Here is a 20,993-nt window from a genome sequence, read left to right as displayed (position 1 = left end):
TGTGCATCATTTTGAACATCTTTTGGTGAGTGCTCCGAAACACAGTGCTAATTTTGTTGCCAGTGACGTTCTTTTAGACAGTTCATTATGTTCAAACACGTTTTATGAGAGCTAGAGACCCCAAACTCTAGCATCACTCTTGCTCTGTAAGTAGGGATGAAGAGTGATGAAAACGTGAATTTATCTAAGAATTTTATCTCAAAACGAAGCACCCGCAATGTCGTGGGTTCTCTCGTGGCTTTGAGCCTTCTTGTCGCGCTTTTTAACTCTGCAAGCTTTCCTGTTGTCGTTGAGCACATTAAAAAAATCCAACGAATCATCTTAGATGGCGTGGTCTTTTCAAAAGATCCTGATGTCGTCTATCATCGTGAAGAAATCCTTAACGATTACGAAGGTCGTATTGCAGAGGACTTCGATATTCCAGCGGGCCTGCGCGACCGCGTAGGATTTTGGTTTGATATTTACACTCGTTACGATTCCAACCGTAAGGTGATTCACCACACGTTGTATCCATGGGTGGTGTATAAAGTCGTGGATGTCACAGATATCATTAACAGCGACACTCCCAAAGCGCGCTGGATGCGCAATTTGAAAGCTGATGAATTTGTTTCTGAAGAAACCCAAAATATCCGCGAGGCTCTCAAAGAATTGGCTCGTGGTGAGTTTGACGAAGACGACGCCGCTCAAGTTAGCGTTGCTAAGGCTCTGGAAGCTTTGCCAGGCACTCTGCAAAACAAAGCTAAGGAAGCTTTAAAAAACGTGCGCGTGCAAACAGGTCAGAAGAACTTTTTTGCCGAAGGTCTTGAGGTGAGCCCTCTTTATCTTAGCGGCATGGAAGAAATCTTCCGCAATCACAAACTTCCTGTAGAACTGACACGCATTCCATTTGTTGAAAGCAGTTTCAACCGTCACGCTGTCAGCAAAGTTGGGGCTTCGGGCATTTGGCAATTCATGGATTACACCGGGAAAAGCTTTTTAACCGTGAATGATCACATTGATGAACGCAATTCTCCTTTCAAAGCGACGGATGCTGCCGCAAGACTCCTTAAGGAAAATCACATGATCTTACGTCGCTCGTGGCCTTTGGCGGTGACGGCGTGGAACCATGGTCCTTCAGGACTTCGTCGCGCCATGAAAGCCGCAGAGAGCGAAGAACTTTCCGAAATCATCGCAGGCTATCAATCACGCACTTTTGATTTTGCTTCTTCTAATTTTTATTGTGAGTTTTTGGCCGCTCTTTATGCTGAAAAATACCACGATCAGATTTTTACGGATCTTGAGTATGAAAAGACTTTGGATCTGCATACGGTGAAATTGGCGCGCGCTATTTCTGCCAAAGAACTTCTGCGTCGCAGTGGTCTTGCAAAAGAAGATTTCGTTCTTTACAATCCGGATCTTAAGAAGGCTCTGGAGCGCAACGCTTCGATCCCTTCGGGATTCACGTTAATGGTCGACACCCCAGCGCGTTTGGTTTTAAAAAGTCTTTTAACCAAAGACACTCGCCCTGACGACAGCAAGGTCAGTCAAAGCGACGTCTCTTACTTCAAGCAAGAATAGTAAACTTCGTAGTTTCCGGCAGGAAGCATTTCATCAAAGACCACGTTCAATCCTTGAATGGAGCGCGTGCCGTTGTAAACTTGGCCGTCTTTAAGAACCAACAAAGATCTCATTGAGTCGATCACCGGAGCACACGTCAAAGTGAAAGACTTCAAAGTTTTTCTAACACCTTCTGCGATCCCTTGAACTTGCGCCGCATAGTCCGTCGCACAGACGTCACCGATCACACCACCTGTGAGTTTTGAAATCTGCTCATAGCGGAAGCCCGCAGAATAGCCTTCACCACTTAAACACGCCTTATCGCCAGGACGTGCAATGATGGAGTGAAAGCTCATCGCTTTTTGTCCCGCGAAACTGTCTTGAACATATTTAACAAAATTCGCTGGATCATTCTTTGGACCATTCGCTGACTCGTCTTCATCCGAAATCACCACAACGGCCAATTGGGAATCCTGACGAATGAAGTTTTTATTACTGCCTATAGCGCCCAAAGATCTTTCGATCGCCCTGTAAGCGGCATAAATACCTTGCTCATCACCACTGCCCGTTTCCGGTCTTTGCAAAGTCATACCCAAGGTGTAACGAGCATCGGCGTCTGCCATGGACGAATTTAAAATATAAGAATTTGTCTTCCCATAAAGAGGAACCAAACGACCGTCACCCAATGTGCTATGCACAGGATCTGTTGTCGTCACAGCAATTTGCCAGTCTAAGCCTTTCACCACATCCAAGAAGTTGCGCACGCGATTGGCCATGCTCTTTTGTTCATACTCCATCGAACCCGAGTTATCGATGACAAAAAGAATGTCTACTTTTTGGTAGGCATTCACTTTCACGTTTTGCACCATTTGTTTATATAAAGAAGACACTTTAAATGACACGGATTTCTCAGAAGCAAATCCTAGTTTATCTTTCGCTGAAACTTTAAACGTGTAATCGCCACCCGCCATCTTTGGGAACGTCACTTTATTTTGTCCTGCCAAGCAGGCTTTCGAAACTCCGGCAAATTCACATGTGACCGTGTCAACACCGGCACCGGCGTCAGTCACAGAGAAAACGATTTCAACATCCAAACCCTCTTCAACTGGAGCCGATGGATATTTGGCAAACACAATCTCAGGACCTGCCTGATCGATAAAAATCTTTCTGGTGTAGCAAGAACTCATACGACCGTCATAGTCGCGAAACTGCACACTCAAAGGAACGGCTTGATTTGTTTTTGCGCTGACGAAGGACATGCTGTTGGCATAACGGACCCAGTCTCCATTGGCACAGGTCTCGTTCTCAGAAACTTTCAAATAAGCTGATTGAAACGGAGGATAAAAATCCAAAGATAGATTTGTGGAAGCCGTAAGGACTTCACCTTTATTGATATCAAATCCATCTGGAGCTGAAGGCTGTGGGGGTGTCTTCGTTCCGTCATCATCAGGGTTTGTCGGAGTTGTTGTTCCACCATTTCCTTGGCTCGCATTGTCGTCACCGCCGGGTTCGGTCACGAAGTCGCCGTTGTTCAAGTTAGAAGGAACTTCTTTGCCCCCGCCACTTTCTAGACACCCTGTTAACGCCATCCCTGCGAGCAGTAGAACTGTTACACCCAGATTCTTCATGGACCCTCCGTCTATTTTCCCTGTCCTGTGATTCCATTCTGTAGCGAGTTTCAGGGGCATTTCAAATGAATCTCATTTTGAAATTTTTGTGACTAAAGCATCAACACTCGCAGAAACACTGATGTAAAAAGATTTGTCAGTCTTTTAATAATGCAATGACATCCCCGACTTTCGGTGGCAAAAATAATATTTATGGCAGACCTTACTTTTCAAGATTGGGGACTCATCGATTACGATGTAGCTCTGAAAAAACAACTCGAACTTGTCGAGAAAGTTCACTCGGAAAATCTTCCGGGCTATCTTGTTTTTTGTTCTCATCCACCGGTTGTCACTTTAGGTCGCGCCACTAAAGAAGGTGACGTTTTTGCTTGGAATGGACGAGTTGTGGAAGTCTCTCGTGGCGGTCGCGCGACTTATCATGGCCCAAGCCAATTGATTGTCTACCCAATTCTCAACCTCACTTTCGCACGCAAAGGCCGTAAAGATCGCGAGATCGTAGGCTACCTGCGTGCCCTTGAAGATGCGATCGTCGATGTTTTAAAATCTTACGATGTTCAAGCGCAGGGAAAATCTTTGCACAAAAATCCTCAAACGGATTCTGAAGCTGATGAAACAGGCGTGTGGGTGGGAAATCACAAAATCGCCTCTCTAGGGGTCGGCGTACGCAAATGGGTGACCTTCCATGGAGCTGCAATCAATTTGAATTACGATCCGAAAGCTTTTGTGGGCATGAATCCTTGTGGATTTACGACAGAGACAATGGTGAGCCTTGAACAGGTTTTACAATCCCCTGTGGATCTTAAACAGTTCAGTGAAAAATTAAAAATGCGCCTGATTCAAGTTCTATAAAAAAACCCTCTTCCGAGGGCTTTTTTTATTACTTCTTCTTTGAAATCATGTGATCCACGGACCAGCGACCTGCCCCGTGAAGGACAAAGAACAAAGAGGCAAAGAGATATAACAACGCCATTTCTTTTTGTCCGAAAGGATCCGCTCTGTGCACTCCCAGAACTGCAACTGCCATAGTGAACACAACAAAGGCGGCGGCAGGACGAGTCAGAAGACCTATTGCTAACAAAACTCCTCCTGCAAATTCCGCAAGCCCTGCGCACCATGCGAAGAACTCAGGCGCCGGAAATCCCAGAGAAGAAATACCATCCACCAACATTTGCGGCGGAGGCAATTTACCCAAACCGTGAGAGAAAGCCATCGTCAGTCCGATAAACACACGCAACAAAGTCAAAGCGGCATCGTCGTATTTCGTATTAAAATTTCTTGCAGATAAAATCTTGGATAGAAAACCAGGCATAGAGAGAACCTCCAACAAAGCTGTTAATTATTTTAATTCAGGAGCAGAAGCACGGAACTGATGCAGCATCGGCATGATTAACGAGCGGCGACTCGCACCACCATCTAAGCATGCATCAAATAAATTGATAAGGTCTTCAGTAGAATTCGGACTGACATCCCCATCATAAAAAGCCATTGTCCAATTCGGGAACAGACGTTGATCGCCTTCGGCTTCAATAAGAACCCGCAAAGAGTAATTGCGATCATCTAACAGGATTTTACCAAGAACTTTGCGAACACTTTTTTCATCGCCTTCCAACAATTGCAGGAAGTGTCCATCACGAAAAATCAAAAGGCCAGTGATGGCCTCTTGAGAATTATTTCGTCGTGAAACTTCGAGAATATCATGAATATCTGTATAACTGATATCCTCGGCCGCCTCACTGATATAGACAAGATGAAAAATTGGATTCATTTTCCTCTTATGCCGGTGCATTCATCATGATGACAGCTTCACCCTTCACCACGATATCACCATTTTCTTTGTACGCGTTGGTTTCAACCGTCGCGATTCCTTTTTCCTTACGAAGACCTGTGATCTTGATTGTGATCGTGATCGTGTCATCGATGAAAACCGGATTCACGAATTTCAAAGATTGTCCCAAATAAATTCCACCCAAACCGATTCCGTCGACAAGAGCTCTGGAAATCAGAGCTCCAACGATCATCCCGTGGGCAATACGACGTTTAAAGCGGCTCTTACCCGCGTATTCGTCATCGAGATGAATAGGATTGCGGTCCCCAGACAAATCAGCAAATTGGTGAACCATTTTGTCAGTCACCTTCACTGTGATCGAAGCCGTGTATCCTACATCAATTTCTGCCGTAACCATTTTTAAACTCCTACAAAATATTCGCTGCCAATTCGGCAAGCTCAGATCTTTCACCTTTTGTGAGAGTCACGTGGGCTGCAATCGGATGCCCTTTAAATCTCTCTACAGCGTAAGTGAGACCGCTGTTCGCAGAATCCACATACGGGTTGTCGATCTGATAAACGTCTCCAGTCAAAACAACTTTTGTCCCGCGTCCTGCGCGTGTAACAATTGTCTTGATTTCATGCGGAGTCAAGTTTTGTGCTTCATCCACAATGAGGTATTGCTTCGGAATGCTGCGACCGCGAATGTATGTCAGAGGCTCAATGTTAAGCATTCCCTGATTGATCAATTCTTGCGCGCGACCCGCTGCTTTTTTGTCCGCACCCATCAAGAACTCTACGTTATCAAAAATCGGTTGCATCCAGGGATTTAATTTCTGTTCAATGTCACCTGGCAAATAACCTATATCACGTCCCATTGGGAAAATCGGACGAGATACAAGTAATCTCTGGAATTGGCCTTGATCCAAAGTTTTGTGAAGACCTGCTGCGATCGCCAGCAACGTCTTACCTGTTCCAGCTTTACCAACAAGAGAAACAAACATCACTTCGTCGTTCATCAAACAATCCAAAGCGAACGCCTGTTCGACATTTCGTGCGTGAATACCCCAAATAGAATCTGCTGCCTGCATCAAGGGAACGATGGCTTTTTCAGCAAAACTAAAACGACCAATTGCCGAATGATTAGGATTCGCGGAATCCTTCATGATCACGTATTGGTTCGCATAAAGTTTCATGTCCGTCAAAAAGCGTTTCTCTTTGTAGAACATGTCGATTTGTTCCGGAGTCACCATGATCTCTTGATAACCTTCGTAAAGGTCATCACGATTGATATCATTCGATTCATAGTCTTTTGCAACAACGCCGTAAACGTCGGCTTTGATACGAAGATTGATGTCTTTAGAAATCAACTCCACCTTGTAACGTGGATGTTGTTTTTGCAAAGCCAGCGCCGTGTTCAAGATACGGTTGTCTGCTTTTTGGTGATCCAACTCTGATGGCATCCCCGCCAGCATCAAATCTGTGTTGATGTAAACCATTGTTTCGGAGTTATCGATTTGCACGCCACTTGCGAGAGAACCCTTCGCACGAAGCACGTCGATAAAGCGGCTGAATTGACGGGCGTTACGTCCGTTTTCGCCTTGGTCTCTTTTGAATTTATCTACTTCTTCGATAACTGAAATGGGGATGTGAACATCTGCCTCCCCAAAACGCAGAATCGCCTGAGAATCGAAAAGAATCACGTTTGTATCGACAACAATTTTTCTGCGCTTAGCTTTACTCAAGGACAGCCCTCCGTGTTTATAGTCCGTGCAATTCTGCATCCGCTGCAGAATATACCACAGCTAAATTGCAACAAATTGCAGGACTAAAGTCCACGGAAAAGGGCCGCGTGAATTGAATTTACGAGATGTGCGAAACAAGAACGTCGCCGGAATCCGTTTTCAGACTCGCGCTGACGTTTTCAATGAATTTAACGAAATGATGGAGCGCGACATCATTCATTGTGCCTCTGACGAAATTAGCACCATGACGGATCACACCTTCATCTTCAATCGAGCGACTGTTCGTCACACGGATTGTGAACGGAAAATAAGTCGAGTGATTCAAATAAACGCGCATCGCGACTTCTTCACCCGTCGTAAAACCGCCCTCTGTCAGTTCCAAATCAAAGGCCATCCCGTTTTCAGAGATGTCATAAAGAGCTGCCTTTAAAAGGCCTTTTTCAGGCAAAACCACAAAGGCACCCACGAATTCCGTGAGAATAGTTCTTTTTACATCGCGGCGATCACGGCTCAAAATCTCTTGACGAGCCTCAGTGATATCAAGGACTTCCGCACCCACTTCTTTTTTCGTATTTTCTAAAGAATTTTGAGATCTTAGGCGTGGCGTGATATCGAGCACTTTCCCCATTATTTCCCCCTGTGACACATTCTTATCGGCAGAAAATGTTTCAACTTTAGCCGTCTTGTACTAAGGTCTAGATATGTCTTAAAATGGGACGACGATGATAACCACGCGACGAGTTCTTTTAGCTATAGCCCTTCTTTGCAGTCTTTTACTGCATTTGATCTTCTTTGGAGGAGTGGTGTGGTTGGCTCCTTTTTTTGAAACGCCACCCAAAGAGACTATTGAGATCGCTCTTTATCCTGAGGGACAAATTTTAGAGGCACTCACGCCAAAAAAACAATCCGTTGTTCGCCAGGCTTTGGTTCCTGAAAAAATGAAGGCGCCTGATGACGAAACATTGGCGCGTTTTCTTTCTGAACAAAAAAAACGCGTGCGTGAAGAAACTCGTGCCGCGCAGAACGGCATGACTGCCAATCGCAGCAATCGTGGGACTTCTCAGCAAAACACGCCTCCGCAACCACCAACTCATTCGGGAGTGAAAGCTCCTGAAGAAAAAGATAAAGACGGATTTCAAAACGTCGATATCAGCAAAGAGTTGCAAGAGATGAATCGCTTTAACGATGGCATGTCGACGATCGGCGAATCAATGCCGCGTGATATGAAAGTCGGTTCTTTCACCGCTCTCAATACGGATCGCTATCTCTTCTATACATTCTACGCCCGCATGGAAGAACTGATTCGCTACCGCTGGGAAACACGTGTGCAACAAGCGATTAATAATTTTGATCGCCCTACTTTATCGCAGGCAGGAAATCGCAATTGGACAACGCACGTGGAATTTTTGCTGGATAAAACCGGACAGCTTCGTCAGGCACTGATTATGAAGGAGTCTGGGATCATGGCCTTTGATGCTGCTGCAGTGAACGCGTTTCGTGATGCCAAGGTTTTCCCAAATCCTCCGCAAGAGATGATTCAAGACGACGGATTTATTCACGTGAAATTTTCATTCACGGTGAATTACAATCCGCCAGCTCTTGTGAACCGTAATTAAGATTTTTTCGGAATAAACTTCAGCGACGCTGAGTTGATACAATAGCGAAGTCCCGTCGGTGCCGGGCCATCGTCAAACACGTGTCCCAAGTGAGAATTTGAACCCTTCGCGCGCACTTCGATACGAGTCATACCGTGCGAGTGATCAGGAAGCTCCACCACCGCATCGGAAGAAATCGGTTTTGTAAAACTAGGCCATCCCGACCCGGAATCAAATTTATCTTCGCTTGAAAACAGCGGCACTCCGGAAATCGCATCGACATAAATGCCTGCTTCATGGTGATTCCAATAGGCATTCTGAAAAGGTCGTTCCGTCCCGTTTTCCAGCATGATTCTGTACTGCTCTGGCGTCAGGATTTTTTTTAATTCATTCTCATCGTCGGGAAGCCCGCATTTTAAAACTTTGTCAGCCATACTTTGGTTGTACATGGTCCAGCTCCTTTAGTCCAGAGAATGGCGGAATTCATGTCACTCGCCAAGGAGCCTTGCTAGAATGAAAGAATATGAAAAAGATATTTTCTGTTTTAGTTTTGGCCGTTTTAGTTTCAACGTCTCTTTCCGCACAAGCTATGTACACTGAACTCGGTCTTTCTTACGGACGAAAAACAACGACCTTTGATGAAAACAATAAATTCGATTCAGAATCCATCACAGGATCGTTATCCCTGTACTTCTTGGAACGCTTGGCACTGGAACTGAGCTACACAGATGCACGCGGTGTTCGTGAAGAAAAAGCGAGTCCCTCGGATGCCCAACGTACCACAACTCAAAAATCCCAAATCATGGGTGCGGATTTGATTTTGGTATTTGCCGACAAAAAAGCTTTGTTCCAACCCTACATCAAAGGCGGCGGAGCCCAAATCAGCCGCTATCAAGAAGTGAAAATTGAAGGACAAAACACTTTCAAACTTCAACCGGAAACGGCAACAGTTCCAAGTTATGGTGCGGGCTTAAAAATTCAACTCACAGAAACATTTGGTATTAAACTCAGTTACGATGTTTGGAAAACTCCGATCGGCGGAGGAATGCAAACGGATGACTCTTCTATTCGTGCCGGAATCACTTGGGTCTTATAAAACGTTTTCTTAAAGTAGCGATCTTTCCCTTAGGTCTTTCGCTTTTGTGCGGATGCCAAATGGGTTATTTGATGAAGTCCGGCTATGGGCAGATGAAACTGCTTGGCAGTCGCGTTCCCATTGAAGAAGCTCTGCAAGATCCAAAGCTTGATGAATCCAAAAAACAAAAACTGCGCTTAGCTCAAGAAGCCCGCGAGTTCGCGGAAAAAGAACTGCATCTTAAATCCACAAAAAACTACACATCGTATGTTGAACTGGGAAGACCTTACGTTACGTATGTGGTGAGTGCGGCTTACCGTTGGGAACTCAAACACTATCAGTGGTCTTATCCTTTTATGGGGAAAATGCCCTACAAAGGATACTTCAACGAACCCGATGCTCTTGAAGAAGAAAAAGAACTGCAACAAGAAGATCTCGATACTTACATGCGCGGCGTTTCTGCTTACAGCACCCTCGGATGGTTTAACGATCCCATCCTAAGTTCCATGCTTCGTTATGACGACTACGATCTTGTGAACACGATTATTCACGAAACGGTGCACACGACTTTGTATATTAAAAACTCCGCGGACTTTAATGAACGCCTGGCTACGTTTTTGGGAAACAAAGGAGCTGAACAATTCTACCATAAAAAAGAAGGCACGGACTCTCCCACTTTGAAGCAGATTCAGAACGAAAACGCGGATAACAAACTCTTTTCGCTGTTTATTTCGGGCGAGCTGAAGGATCTAGAAAAATGGTACAAAGATCTACCGGCGGCCGAAAGATCTGAATCCAAACGCCAAGAGCGCATTCATCTGATTCAGGAAAAGTTTACAAAGGAACTTCAACCGCAGCTTAAGACTGACAGTTACAAAAAGTTTCCCGAAGCCAAGCTCAACAACGCTCGCCTGCTTCTTTATAAAACCTATATGCAGGATCTTGGGGACTTTGAACGCCTTTATGAGCTTTTGGGAAAAGACTATTCGCGCTTTATTGAGCAATGTAAGACTTTGGAAAAGGTTAAAGATCCCTCTCAGGGCTTAAAAGATTTGATCGTCTCATTAAGCACTCATGCAAAAAAAGAATAATAAGTAATAAGAAGCGCACTTCTCTTTTTTAAAAGGGCTTCCTATAAAGAGCCCATTCAAAACGGAGAGAACCATGAAGACTGTATCTTTATTCAGCGCCTTGCTTTTGACTTTTTCTTTAAACGCTTTCGCCAAAACATCTGAGATCGAAGCTCAGGTTGCAAAGCTTGGTGATCTTGCCTATGGCTATGACGTGTTTCATGTCGGCGGCAAAACAGCGGAAGAAATTTTGCAAAACTTTTCTATGCATGAATACGGTGAGGTATCGAAGCTTGTGCACAAAGAAGTTCAAGACATCGCTTGGGGTGATGAAGTGGACATGGGAACAACATCCGCGAATTCTGCAAATGCCATGTCGGAATTCATGATTTCTCAATCCGAAGAAAGTCTCGAGAATTACGATGATACAGATCCGGAAGCCGCAAAAATCAAAGCGCAAATCCAAAAGGTTAAAAAAGAATGGCCTGGAGTGATCCGCATTCTTGCCAAAGCCGGCGCACAGTTTGGCTACACTGGGAACGGCCCTGGATATTGTGGTGTTACGTTTGCAACTTTGCTAGTTATCGACACGACAACTGGCACAGTTTACCAAATCTATCTTTCACAAAGTGGTGAATGTTAATTAGGAATCTAAGGACCAAGTCGAAGAGACGGCTTGGTCCAACTCTCTAGACATCTTAATCAAAAATTCGTATCCTCTTTCGAGGAGTTCATCATGATTAAGAACATTTCGCTCTTCCTTCTTCCATCTCTACTTATCAGCTGCGCAACAAAACCTATCGAGCAAAGTAAATTGCAACAGCTCAATAACGTCGGTGTAGTTTCTGTCTTAGATGATCAAGCCGTGGTCAAATACACAGGCACAACAACATTTTCAAATAAAGAGTACGCTGCAAACACGGCAGCTTGGTCTTTGAACAAAATTATTGTCGATGAAATCCGTGCAGAACTAAAAAGCCAGAACAAAACTTCTTTGGATGTGAACCTTGATACACAAAAAATCAATCAGGGTAAAAAAGAAGCTATGAGCCTTAAAAACATCTACTTGGGAAATCGCTACCAAGGCATTCAACAGTACGTTCTTGATGAAGCCGCGAAACAAGGTGCCAAGTATGTTTTTGTTGTGCACCCGACTTTGAATGAAAACTTCCCTGTGCACAAAGCCGGCTATGGATTTTTATGCCAAGCTCCCGTCGGAACCAAAGGAGAGCTTGAAGCTTACTTCCTGATTGGCGCTGAGCTATGGAACGTGCAAACGAAAAAAATTGAAGCCCAAGCGACGGTGACTCCGCAACTTGTTACTGTTAAAACGGGAAAAACTTGTGCGGAAGCCGCGAAGATGACTCCCGATAAATTGGCAAGTCTCTATAAAGATCAAATCGTTTCCCTTGCTAAAAAATCTGCTGACTTGATTATGGTCGGAACCGGTATCACCAAAAAATAAAAGCTGCGCAGCTAGGAGACAACGAGACAATGCCCAGATATATCGCTTTTCTTCGCGGTGTCAGCCCACTCAATGCCAAGATGCCCGAAGTGAAGCTCTGTTTTGAAAAGATGGGTTTCACTAACGTGGTGACCGTGCTCTCAAGTGGAAATGTCGTTTTTGATGCAAAGAAAACATCTCAAAAAATTTTAGAAAAACAAATCGAAGATGGGCTTGCGAAATATTCAAAGCGTTCCTTCCCGACAATTGTAAGGGCGCAAGAAGATCTGCGCGATTGGTTGGATTCAGATCCTTTTCGAGAAGAAAAATCTAACTCGAAAGCAAAGCGTGTGGTGACTTTTCTAAAAGAAAATCCCACGGTGAAACCAAATCTTCCTATCAAAAAAGATGGCGCCGCGATCCTTAAAATTGAAGGCACTATGGTCTGCTCAACTTATCTGCCGCATCCAAAGGGACCGGCCTTCATGGTTCTACTCGAAAAGACATTCGGAAAATCAATTACAACTAGAACCTTGGACACTCTTAAAAAAGTGATTCAGAAATAAGACGCGCTAACGAAACTATTTTTCTTCAATCAACTTCGGTTGTGGCAATGAGGGCTTCGGTCCTTTTTGTGTTTCTGGATTCGCCAGCATTGTTTTGATTCTGTTAGTGAGGTCTTGCTTGATCTGCAGGTACTGAACCATTCGCTGTGCACCTAAAAGAGGCTTCAACTTATCAAACTCTTCCTCACTCAAGCGTCCATAGTTTTGCAAAGCTTTGCGGTAGTGACCCAACTCTTCTTCTTTAGCTTTGGCCGTGTCAGCTTTGCTCATTTTTTCGATAGACGCCTGAAGGGATTGATTCAGTTCAGACTTTTTCTTGTTCAGCCCCTGCACGATGTCGGTGAACTTCTTTTCTTCCACAGGTGTGAGCTTTAACTCATCACTCATTTTCCAGATAAGAAGTTCTTCCAACTGATTGCGTTTTTCCGCAGCGGAAGCCACGAAAGAGAACGTCCCCGCAAGGACGATTAAAATTAGACTTAAAAATAATCCGCGCACGTCAACTCACCCGAAAAGGGTGAATTAGCGTCCGCTTTCACCCATGATTTTATTGAATTTTGCTACAGATAAATTTTCGAATGATTCGCTAGCTACGTCCATAAAAAAGTCAGATTCGCTCTGCGTGCTGATTAAAGTCTGGGATAGGTCCTCTGGGGACAGAAGTGCTTGCGCCACAATACGCTCGTGACCGTCACTCAATAAACCCACGCGTTGCATAGACTGGTTTACTTTTGACACCTGACTCAACAACAAGGCTGAGAACAGAAACAAAGACATCACACCGCCTGCCGGATAAAGCCATCCTCGCCAGTGAGCGCGCAAAACATTTCTGGGGGTCATGAGGATGGGAGCCGGAGCAATTTCGGTTTGCTCAACCTCGGCCATGATCTTGTCGTGCAGACGATCGAAGAAATCTTCGCTCATCGGGAGTTCAAGATCATCGCTGGCTTTCAGCCCTTTGCGCACTTTATCCATACGATCCATCGGTTCGATACGGTCCATTGATTTATCCCTCTGCTTCCGCAAATCTTTGGTTTACTTCCATAAAGAAACCACCAACTTCCTCCGTCCAGTTTTTGAGCTCGGAACTTTGCTCAAAAGTTTGACGAAGCTTCATGAGAGCGTGGCGGTAGTTCGCCTTCGCTGTGTCGTATGGACACTGCATGATATCGGCAATTTCGTTAAAGCTGAGGTCTTCGTAAACACGAAGTACCAACGCTGTTTTTTGTTTAAACGGCAATTTCTCCACTTCACTGTGAAGGATATCTGCCACCGCCGTATGAACTAATGTGTTCTCAGCTTCGGCATCCACCGCTAACTGCACATCGTCGATATCGACGGTGTCACGCTTTGACTCGCGGATTTTGTTCCTCGCAGTATTCACTGCAATTTGGAACAACCAGCTTTTGAAAGAAGCTCTGCCCTCAAAAGAGTTCAGCTTCTCGTAAGCTTTGATGAACGCTTCTTGCGTCACATCTTCCGCTGTGTCCATGTCCTTCACAAACCTCAAACTCAACCGCAGCACACTTCTTTGATGTCGTTTCACGAGTTCGGAAAAAGAACGCCTGTCACCAGACTTTACTTTTTCAACCAGTTCAAGATCCGTCACTACTAGATCTCTCTCCATAATATGACTCGTTTCTGTCTAAATTCGGTTAACGTTCTGAATTTTTTTCCCAGAAAGGCCATTTCGCCCCCCTCAGCCCCCGGTAAATTCGCCCCCAAACCCGCGGTGCCTACAGTGTTTCATTAATGCAACGATGATGCCGATGGAAGCATAGTCAAAGTGGCCCTAAATATATGAAATATCTTAGGAATTACGCATTTTGTTATGACACGTATTAGCATTTCTTATGACCCCGGATGAAGGTCCTGGAGCATTGTGGGCCTAGAAAGATTACGAAAACCGCGCCCGAATATTTTGTCTATATATGTAATCTGCTAAAACCACCGCATGACAAAAACCTGGGGCCTTTTCTTTTCCGTCTTATTATATGGAGTTCTTTCTTTCGCCGTTGTTCTTCCGGCAGAGAACGACCTCCCCGCTTTAATGCTCAATCAAAACGACAGCCTTTTCTTTGAACGAGGTGTGGCTCCCGGAAAATCTGACAGTTCCTTGTGCGGGCCTACCAGTGCTGTGAATTGGTTGCAGCTTAAATCGCTTCAACAGCCCTACAGCAAAGAGCATCTGGTGGAGTTAGTGCGTGAGGTGGGCGACGATCTTCGCGCAAAGCACATCGATATCAATCAAGGCCTTGTCGAACCGGATCTTGTGGCATTTTTAAAAACTCTGAACGGCAAGCTGGGAATCAAACAGGATTATGTCATTAAAGGCCGCTATGGTTCCGGTGTTACAATTCAAGAAGACGACATCTGGAGTCCTGCCGTGCAAATCCTGATGTTGAACTTCCGCGAAATTCCAAGGCCGCCAGAGCCAGGATTGCGTCCTGGAAGACCGGGAAGAAATATTCCACTGCCGGATGATTTGATGGATCGTCCTTTGGTGCGCGGAAATCATTTTGTTTTGAAAGTCTTTGCGGATCGCGACAATAAACTTTTAGGAGTGATTGATCCTGAAAATCCAAATCGTTTTTCTTTGGTGCGCGTGAACTTCGTGACATCCCTCACGGATACAACACCAGTGATTCAATTAAAGCCCGCAACACGGCAGGATCTTTCTGCGTTTGCTTTTGGTGTGCCTCTGTCTTGGAGTCTAATTTCTATCGTTGAGGAAAAATAAAAGCCCAAGATTGAATTCTTGGGCTTGAGTTGAAATTTTCTTAGAAAATTCCAGAGATACTTTGCACCAACGCTCGTTTTAATTCCGGCGCCGCCTGCGCAAATTCTAGATTCACTTTATTAGCTGAACTCAAGATCCGTGTTTGATAAATCTTCCACTCGGATTTTTCAGAATAACTCGAAAACGTACCTCCGCTAGTACCTGATTCATTGTAGTGCAGAGTTGTATTCTGCGCTTTGCCTTTTCCTGACAGACGTTCTTTGATTTGCACATCTGTAATGACGCTAAAGTGAACGTCTTTAACAAGAGAATCTGCGACTACGGAAGCAATACCTCCTAAGATGCCGGCACCGACCATTGCTTTGTCACTTCCACCAGCAACGTAGGCCGCTCCCGCCCCCAAAGCGACACCGTCCGCGCCATAACCTTTATACATCGCTGCTTCGGCCGCGTTAGGATCGGCTTTACCTACCTGCAAGACGTTTACTTGTAGAACAAAAGCCGCTTGATTCATTTTTGAAACCACTTTAAAGCCTTTAGACTGCAAAGCATTGCGCATTTCATCTGAGATTTGGAACTCAGACTTATCAGAGGTATTTTTCACCACAACATAAATAGTTTTTCTTTTTTCTTCATCGATCGGATCAAGAAAGAGCGTTGCGCTCATTTTCGTCTGAACATCTAAGTTCTTTTTTGACAAGGCCACTTGTGTCGCCGCACAACCAGAAAGCATGTAAAGCGCGGAAAGAGCAAGGATTGATTTGATAACGGTTTGATTCATGATTCACCTCCATTTGGTTGCTGGGAGGATATTCAAAGAAAAGGCCGAGATATTTTGCTTTTAAACTGAGTTAAAATTGAGATCGGGAATATTTGTCTTAAGAAAAAGACCTTAATTCTAAAACCTTAGACAAATAAAAAAGGCCGTTTTTCACGGCCTTTTTTAATTTTCAATTAAATGCTTCTATCTTACTGAGCCACCGTCACGCGGTTGCGGCCGCCTTGTTTGGATTGATACAAAGCTTTATCGGCACGGTCATAGATTTGATTCCATTCCGTTTCATTCGGAAGTTTTGTCGCTACTCCCACGGAAATCGTCACAGGAATTTTTTTACCTTCAAATACAAACTCATGCGCTTCGATTGTTTGACGAATACGCTCACCCACTTCGCCGGCTGTTTTTAAAGACGAACCAGAAAGAAGAAGAACAAACTCTTCCCCACCGTAACGAGCAAAGAAGTCGTTAGAGCGGATGAGTTTTGTGATCACGATTCGGCAAAGTTCTTTCAACACATGGTCACCGCCCGGATGGCCGTAGTTGTCGTTGATCTTTTTAAAATGATCGATATCGAAAGTCACAAGACTCAGAGGTTCGTTCAAAACTTCGGCACGCTTTATCGCCTCAGGGCCTTTTTCGATCAAGGCTCCTTTGGAGTGAGCACCTGTCAAAGCGTCTTTCTGCGCGCGTTCGTACATCGCCGCGTTCGTCATCGCTTCAATACTTCCTTTTTCAAGGAATTTGAAAATAACGTTGCCCGTTTTGATTTGATCGTTGTTTTTTAATAAGCAAGAAGCGAGTGGCGGGATGACTTGGCCATTCACGATCGTCTTATTCGTTGAACCCAAATCGATCACAGACACTTCACTGCCATTCACTGCGAATTTTGCATGCGAGCGGCTCAAACTTTTATCATCGATATAAACTTGGCTTTCCACAGAGCGACCAATCACGATGTCGTTGGCCGTAATAGGATACTGTTTACCCACATAACCTGGAGGACCGATCAAAACAACGATTGCCGGAGGAACTTCATCAGCCTCTTTCAGACGTCCTTTGAACGTATCACTAGCGACTATACTGGTTTTTTCTAAATTGTCGGAGTTGTCATCGTTGTGAGCCATACAAAAAAGTATACGGCTTCCCACCGACGAATGACAATCATGCTTTCTTCAATTTTGCTTTCGCTAGTCTCTTGCCTAGCTCAACACCAGGTTGATTAAAAGCATCAATTTGCATGTACTCGCCGAGGCCCGCGACAACAAGCTGCCAGTACATGAACATATATCCCAGAGTGTGCTCATCTAAGACTTTTGTCTTAAGCGTGAGAGTAGAAACTCCATTCTGCGTCAGTGCTTCTTGTGTGGCCACAGCTTCTGCCCTCAAAAGTTCACCCATGGTGCGACCTTCAAGATCTGCTGTCTCAGAGAATTGAGTTTTATGAAGGCGCTGAGAACCCGCTTCAGATTCTTCAACTCGCACAAATATCACAAACTTATCGCGAGCGCCTTCCATCACTTGTTGCAAAATGGAGTGTTGATCACAAGCGCCCACAGCTGACATCGGTGTACTTGCACGCGGAGCTTCACCGCCGCCACGTCCTTGCCCCTTCGCTAAAGACTCCGCCCACAGTTGTTGAAACCAAGAACCAAAATCTTTTAAACGCGAATTGTAAGACCAAAGAAGCGTGATCCACTCGTTGCGATCAAAACTTTGTGCGACTTGCGCCATAGTTTGTGTCACAAGAGAAGTGTCGTTAAGAGCGCGCATCGCTCCAACGCGGAATTTTTCTAAATCCAAACCAAGAAAGGCCGCAGGCATCATTCCCACTGGAGAAAGAACAGAAAAACGTCCTCCGACATCCACAGGAATTTCACACATGGGCACTTCGTTTTTCTTAGCCCATTTTGTCAGTGTGTTTTCTTTGTTTTCCGAAATCACGACACTTTGAGCTGCCAAATGAAGATTTTCTTCCTTAAAAATTTGATCGAGGAATTCCAAAGCACACAGTGTTTCAATCGTCGTTCCACTTTTAGAAATGAAAACCCAACCCACTTCGCGCAAATCGCCTAATTCCTCGATTAAGGTTTCAAATTCCAAAGCGTCGACGTTATCAACGAAGAATAATTTTTTAGCTCTGAAAACTTCGGCGATCACACGGGTTCCCAAAGAACTTCCGCCCACACCGACAACGACGAGACGCTTGAAGCGATGAGAAAACTCTTGGCCCACTTTGTAGGATTGCTGCCACAAGGAAACGCGCTCCATGAGTTGTGGAAATCCGATATCTTTTCTGTGCAAAAAGATTTTCAAAGCTTCTTGGCATTTTTCATGAACAGAAGAATCAATTTTATGTGCCGCTTGAGCAATTTCCAACATACGTTCCGCCTTCTAACCTGATTGGGCCGTTAGGAAATAGCCACGTCTTCTTCGATTCGATGATAACCCTTCCACTCTTTCAGACGACCGCGAGGGCGGCCTCCGTCTTCAGGGTATTCGATCAGCACGTAAGTCAGCTTCGTGATTTTTCCCAAAGACACAATATCCAAAGATGTGATCTCAGTCCACGTCCCTGTATTAAAATATTCTTTATTCTCTGACCACTGACGGTATTGGTACACGTGCGTGTGGCCAAAGACGACCGTGTGAACACGTTCATCGCCTAAAATTTTACGCGCTGACTCACTTAAATCAGGAAAGATCGCACTTTCAGCAATGACTTGGATAATGCGTTTCAGAGGCCAGTGACGACGAGGATCTTTCACCACGGCACTCTTAAGAAAATATCCGAGCGCCATAAAGAACGCCTTAATCATGATCTTTGTTTCATTCATGAAAGACCATCGCACCATTTTTCCGAACGGGCGAATTTTATCGACGTGGGGATAATGTTGTTTGATCTTTAACACCACTTCGAGGAAAAAATGGGAGCCAAATGGCAGATTTAAAATAGGCTCGACAAGATCTTTTTTAAGAAAGAACTTTTTCGGGTCCATGCGATTGGCAGCTTCGTGCATATGACCGTGTTCGATGTGCACACCATCAAAGAAGTACACAATGTTTTTAAAACGAATCGGAGTGCCAATCACTTGATTTAAAAACGCGCGACACGCAGGCCACAACATACCCTGATCGTGATTGCCGACAATATATGTAATCGTATTGCCGGGCTTTGCAGCAAATTCAGCCAAAGCTTTAAAAACATTGGCGTGCCCCTTCACAATCTCTTTTAAAATTTCCAAAGTCACGGACTCGGTAATGACCGAAAGAAAATGTCCTTTGTAATCACATTGCAAGAAATTGAGGAAGTCGCCGTTGATGATCAGCTCCACTTCATAATCACGGTAAACACCCGTGGAATAGAAATGAATGAACTCAACAAGCTTTTCACCGTAGTAAAATTCTTCTAAAGAGTTAATGCCGCCTTTTTCCAAAAGACGACCCTTCCCCAAATGGAGATCACTCACAATGATTTTGATCTTTTTGACAGGAGCTGGTTTGGCGACTGTAACGCCTTCGTTGCTCTCAACTGGGGAAGCAGAATCCATGACTACTCAGCTTTCTTCAACGGAACGAGGTTCTCCTCTTTAGCCTCTAGATTCGTTAAAGCCAAGCGCAAAGCACGCTCGGTGCGTTTAACTTGATCCTGATTGGCCTCGATAGTCTTGTAAAGTTCAAGACACTTCTTACGATAATTATCGAGTTCCTGAGATAGCTGATCAATCTTTCTTTTCTGTTCTAAGATATACTCATCTTTAGACCGAACGAGGGCTGACTTCTCTGCACGCAGAAGCTCTAGACGATTTTCCAGCTCTCTTTCGCGGACGCGGATCTTTTTAAAGTCCGATTTAAGTCGAGTTTCCAGTTCGTCGACTTTTATACGCGCTTTGGCAACTTCGTTTTCTTTGTACTGAAGATTGCCTTTTAAAATCAAAATCTCGCTTTGTGCGGATTCTTGCACTTCTTGTTTTTCTTTTTCCAAAGAAGAAATGCGCACTGTCAGTTCATCCGTGCGAGTGCGAATGATCTCACCAGCCGAAGCCAGTTCTTCATTTTCGCCGCGCAGATGTTCAACTTCTTTTTCCAATTCCAAAATACGTTGTTGGGCCAATTTCAAGTTTTCAGCTTGCGCCAAACTTGCATCCACGGAAGTCATCACGTTGGCAGAGCCACGGCTTCCACGGTAATTCCCAACACTCACCTTCACATCGACATCCGGAGCTTTGCGCGCGCCCAAACGAGCATTGGCAAAACCTTCCACAGCCACAGTTTTATCCGCGTCTGTCCCGGCCGCCACCGAAGAGGTGACGTTCATGTCTTGTTGAATAGAAACGGTTTTATCTTCTCCACCGCCCATTGCAGATGGACTGAATACAGGGCGAGTGGCCTCATCGTCAGACTCTACAGACGGAAGATTATCAACGGAAGGGCCTTTATAGATATCTTCTGTTGAAGGAGCCGCGAAAATATCATCAGGGGATTGATAACCGCCATCGGCAGAAGGACCATCGTAATGCTCTTCTTCTGCAGAAGGACTTCCCATCATAAAACGCTCTGAAGGTGGCAAGTTGCCAAAACCTTCTGGCATATCAAAGTCAGAATCTGAAGAGGCTTCTTCATCAAGATCGTCAGAAGAATCAGAAGTCTCGGACCCACCCGTAAACTCAGAAGAGACCAAGTCCTTTTCGATTCCTTTTTCTAAATTTTCCCAGAGGTTGCCGCCACCGGCATTTGTGTTTTCCACGCGGTGGGCTTCGTCATCCAGAGTCGGCAAACCAGAAAAATCATCTTCATCCGTGGCGGCACGGTAAGAAGATTCGGACTGAATATCCTTGAGGTCATCCATCAAGGACTCAATCAGATTCTCTGCGGCTGAAGATTTCTTTTTCTTTTTGCTCATATCTATTGGGAAATATCGGAATTTTTCCTTCTTCTCTTTAAGAGTAATGCAAAGTCAGGCCAATATCAGGATTAAGGTCGAGCCGTTCTCATTTTGAGACAGTTTTTTGCGTACACAATTATTTGTTGATGGCCACCGAGCCTTGGTCCGT

The 20,993-nt window shown here is 44.8% G+C and carries 24 protein-coding genes; 9 read left to right on the top strand and 15 right to left on the bottom strand.

Features of this window, described 5'->3' with window-relative positions; genetic code table 11:
• Positions 1-156 precede the first annotated feature (156 nt).
• On the top strand, positions 157-1,557 hold the full coding sequence (locus ACLSSO_RS03615; RefSeq protein WP_413944083.1) for a lytic transglycosylase domain-containing protein: 1,401 nt from the start codon (positions 157-159) through the stop codon (positions 1,555-1,557).
• Here the strand turns inward: ACLSSO_RS03615 and ACLSSO_RS03610 are convergent.
• Complete coding sequence (locus tag ACLSSO_RS03610; protein ID WP_413944082.1) at positions 1,539-3,164, bottom strand: hypothetical protein; 1,626 nt, start codon at positions 3,162-3,164, stop codon at positions 1,539-1,541. The two genes, ACLSSO_RS03615 and ACLSSO_RS03610, sit on opposite strands and share 19 nt — an antisense overlap.
• A 192-nt stretch (positions 3,165-3,356) precedes the next feature.
• Here ACLSSO_RS03610 and lipB point away from each other — a divergent pair, with 192 nt between their 5' ends.
• Entirely contained in the window at positions 3,357-4,013 is a 657-nt protein-coding gene (gene lipB, locus ACLSSO_RS03605; protein WP_413944081.1) for a lipoyl(octanoyl) transferase LipB, read from the top strand.
• 28 nt (positions 4,014-4,041) lie between these two features.
• On the opposite strand, the gene ACLSSO_RS03600 is transcribed toward lipB, so the two are convergent.
• The 5 genes from ACLSSO_RS03600 to ACLSSO_RS03580 form a co-directional block, all read right to left on the bottom strand.
• Positions 4,042-4,473, bottom strand: a complete 432-nt coding sequence (locus ACLSSO_RS03600; protein WP_295905306.1) for a DoxX family protein — start codon at positions 4,471-4,473, stop codon at positions 4,042-4,044.
• A gap of 27 nt (positions 4,474-4,500) precedes the next feature.
• The gene (locus ACLSSO_RS03595) at positions 4,501-4,929 is read right to left on the bottom strand and encodes a BLUF domain-containing protein (RefSeq protein ID WP_295905308.1); all 429 of its coding nucleotides are present in this window, start codon (positions 4,927-4,929) and stop codon (positions 4,501-4,503) included.
• Between the two features lie 7 nt (positions 4,930-4,936).
• Positions 4,937-5,347, bottom strand: a complete 411-nt coding sequence (locus ACLSSO_RS03590; protein WP_295905310.1) for a MaoC family dehydratase — start codon at positions 5,345-5,347, stop codon at positions 4,937-4,939.
• A gap of 10 nt (positions 5,348-5,357) precedes the next feature.
• A complete protein-coding gene (locus ACLSSO_RS03585; RefSeq protein WP_367276418.1) occupies positions 5,358-6,713 on the bottom strand; it encodes a PhoH family protein in 1,356 nt (451 codons plus the stop codon).
• A gap of 79 nt (positions 6,714-6,792) precedes the next feature.
• Complete coding sequence (locus ACLSSO_RS03580) at positions 6,793-7,302, bottom strand: PilZ domain-containing protein (RefSeq protein ID WP_295905314.1); 510 nt, start codon at positions 7,300-7,302, stop codon at positions 6,793-6,795.
• A 94-nt stretch (positions 7,303-7,396) separates the two neighbouring features.
• Here ACLSSO_RS03580 and ACLSSO_RS03575 point away from each other — a divergent pair, with 94 nt between their 5' ends.
• A complete protein-coding gene (locus ACLSSO_RS03575) occupies positions 7,397-8,290 on the top strand; it encodes an energy transducer TonB (protein ID WP_413944080.1) in 894 nt (297 codons plus the stop codon).
• Here the strand turns inward: ACLSSO_RS03575 and msrB are convergent.
• Complete coding sequence (gene msrB, locus ACLSSO_RS03570; RefSeq protein ID WP_413944798.1) at positions 8,287-8,703, bottom strand: peptide-methionine (R)-S-oxide reductase MsrB; 417 nt, start codon at positions 8,701-8,703, stop codon at positions 8,287-8,289. The two genes, ACLSSO_RS03575 and msrB, sit on opposite strands and share 4 nt — an antisense overlap.
• 89 nt (positions 8,704-8,792) lie before the next feature.
• Here msrB and ACLSSO_RS03565 point away from each other — a divergent pair, with 89 nt between their 5' ends.
• From ACLSSO_RS03565 to ACLSSO_RS03545, 5 genes are all read left to right on the top strand, one after another.
• A complete protein-coding gene (locus ACLSSO_RS03565; RefSeq protein WP_295905320.1) occupies positions 8,793-9,365 on the top strand; it encodes an outer membrane beta-barrel protein in 573 nt (190 codons plus the stop codon).
• A 59-nt stretch (positions 9,366-9,424) separates the two neighbouring features.
• On the top strand, positions 9,425-10,435 hold the full coding sequence (locus ACLSSO_RS03560; protein ID WP_295905322.1) for an aminopeptidase: 1,011 nt from the start codon (positions 9,425-9,427) through the stop codon (positions 10,433-10,435).
• Between the two features lie 73 nt (positions 10,436-10,508).
• Positions 10,509-11,057, top strand: coding sequence for a hypothetical protein (locus tag ACLSSO_RS03555; protein WP_413944079.1), 549 nt, complete (start codon positions 10,509-10,511; stop codon positions 11,055-11,057).
• A gap of 93 nt (positions 11,058-11,150) precedes the next feature.
• On the top strand, positions 11,151-11,879 hold the full coding sequence (locus ACLSSO_RS03550; RefSeq protein ID WP_295901170.1) for a hypothetical protein: 729 nt from the start codon (positions 11,151-11,153) through the stop codon (positions 11,877-11,879).
• 29 nt (positions 11,880-11,908) lie between these two features.
• Positions 11,909-12,424: a DUF1697 domain-containing protein gene (locus ACLSSO_RS03545; RefSeq protein WP_295901172.1), complete on the top strand. Its 516-nt coding sequence runs from the start codon at positions 11,909-11,911 to the stop codon at positions 12,422-12,424.
• Between the two features lie 15 nt (positions 12,425-12,439).
• Here ACLSSO_RS03545 and ACLSSO_RS03540 read toward each other — a convergent pair whose 3' ends face one another.
• Genes ACLSSO_RS03540 through ACLSSO_RS03530 form a run of 3 tightly spaced genes read right to left on the bottom strand, consistent with a single transcriptional unit; the run spans position 12,440 to position 14,051 of the window.
• Entirely contained in the window at positions 12,440-12,922 is a 483-nt protein-coding gene (locus ACLSSO_RS03540; RefSeq protein ID WP_295901174.1) for a hypothetical protein, read from the bottom strand.
• 24 nt (positions 12,923-12,946) lie between these two features.
• A complete protein-coding gene (locus ACLSSO_RS03535) occupies positions 12,947-13,426 on the bottom strand; it encodes a hypothetical protein (protein WP_295901176.1) in 480 nt (159 codons plus the stop codon).
• A gap of 4 nt (positions 13,427-13,430) precedes the next feature.
• Positions 13,431-14,051 carry an RNA polymerase sigma factor gene (locus tag ACLSSO_RS03530; RefSeq protein WP_295901178.1) on the bottom strand — a complete coding sequence of 207 codons (621 nt, stop codon included), beginning with the start codon at positions 14,049-14,051 and terminating at the stop codon, positions 13,431-13,433.
• A 327-nt stretch (positions 14,052-14,378) separates the two neighbouring features.
• Here ACLSSO_RS03530 and ACLSSO_RS03525 point away from each other — a divergent pair, with 327 nt between their 5' ends.
• Complete coding sequence (locus ACLSSO_RS03525) at positions 14,379-15,164, top strand: hypothetical protein (protein ID WP_295901181.1); 786 nt, start codon at positions 14,379-14,381, stop codon at positions 15,162-15,164.
• A 40-nt stretch (positions 15,165-15,204) separates the two neighbouring features.
• Here the strand turns inward: ACLSSO_RS03525 and ACLSSO_RS03520 are convergent, their stop codons facing one another.
• The 5 genes from ACLSSO_RS03520 to ACLSSO_RS03500 form a co-directional block, all read right to left on the bottom strand.
• A complete protein-coding gene (locus ACLSSO_RS03520) occupies positions 15,205-15,945 on the bottom strand; it encodes a complement resistance protein TraT (RefSeq protein ID WP_295901183.1) in 741 nt (246 codons plus the stop codon).
• Between the two features lie 188 nt (positions 15,946-16,133).
• Positions 16,134-17,066 (bottom strand): diguanylate cyclase, encoded by a 933-nt coding sequence (locus ACLSSO_RS03515; RefSeq protein WP_413944078.1) that lies wholly within the window; start codon positions 17,064-17,066, stop codon positions 16,134-16,136.
• 37 nt (positions 17,067-17,103) lie between these two features.
• Positions 17,104-18,321 carry a glucose-6-phosphate isomerase gene (locus ACLSSO_RS03510; protein WP_295901186.1) on the bottom strand — a complete coding sequence of 406 codons (1,218 nt, stop codon included), beginning with the start codon at positions 18,319-18,321 and terminating at the stop codon, positions 17,104-17,106.
• 29 nt (positions 18,322-18,350) lie between these two features.
• Positions 18,351-19,490: a metallophosphoesterase gene (locus ACLSSO_RS03505; protein ID WP_295901187.1), complete on the bottom strand. Its 1,140-nt coding sequence runs from the start codon at positions 19,488-19,490 to the stop codon at positions 18,351-18,353.
• Positions 19,491-19,492: 2 nt separating this feature from the next.
• Positions 19,493-20,842, bottom strand: coding sequence for a hypothetical protein (locus ACLSSO_RS03500; RefSeq protein ID WP_413944077.1), 1,350 nt, complete (start codon positions 20,840-20,842; stop codon positions 19,493-19,495).
• Between the last annotated feature and the right edge of the window lie 151 nt (positions 20,843-20,993).

The organism is Bdellovibrio sp. HCB-162 (genome assembly GCF_047344985.1).
Lineage (GTDB): Bacteria > Bdellovibrionota > Bdellovibrionia > Bdellovibrionales > Bdellovibrionaceae > Bdellovibrio.
This window is presented reverse-complemented; position numbering and strand designations above follow the sequence as displayed.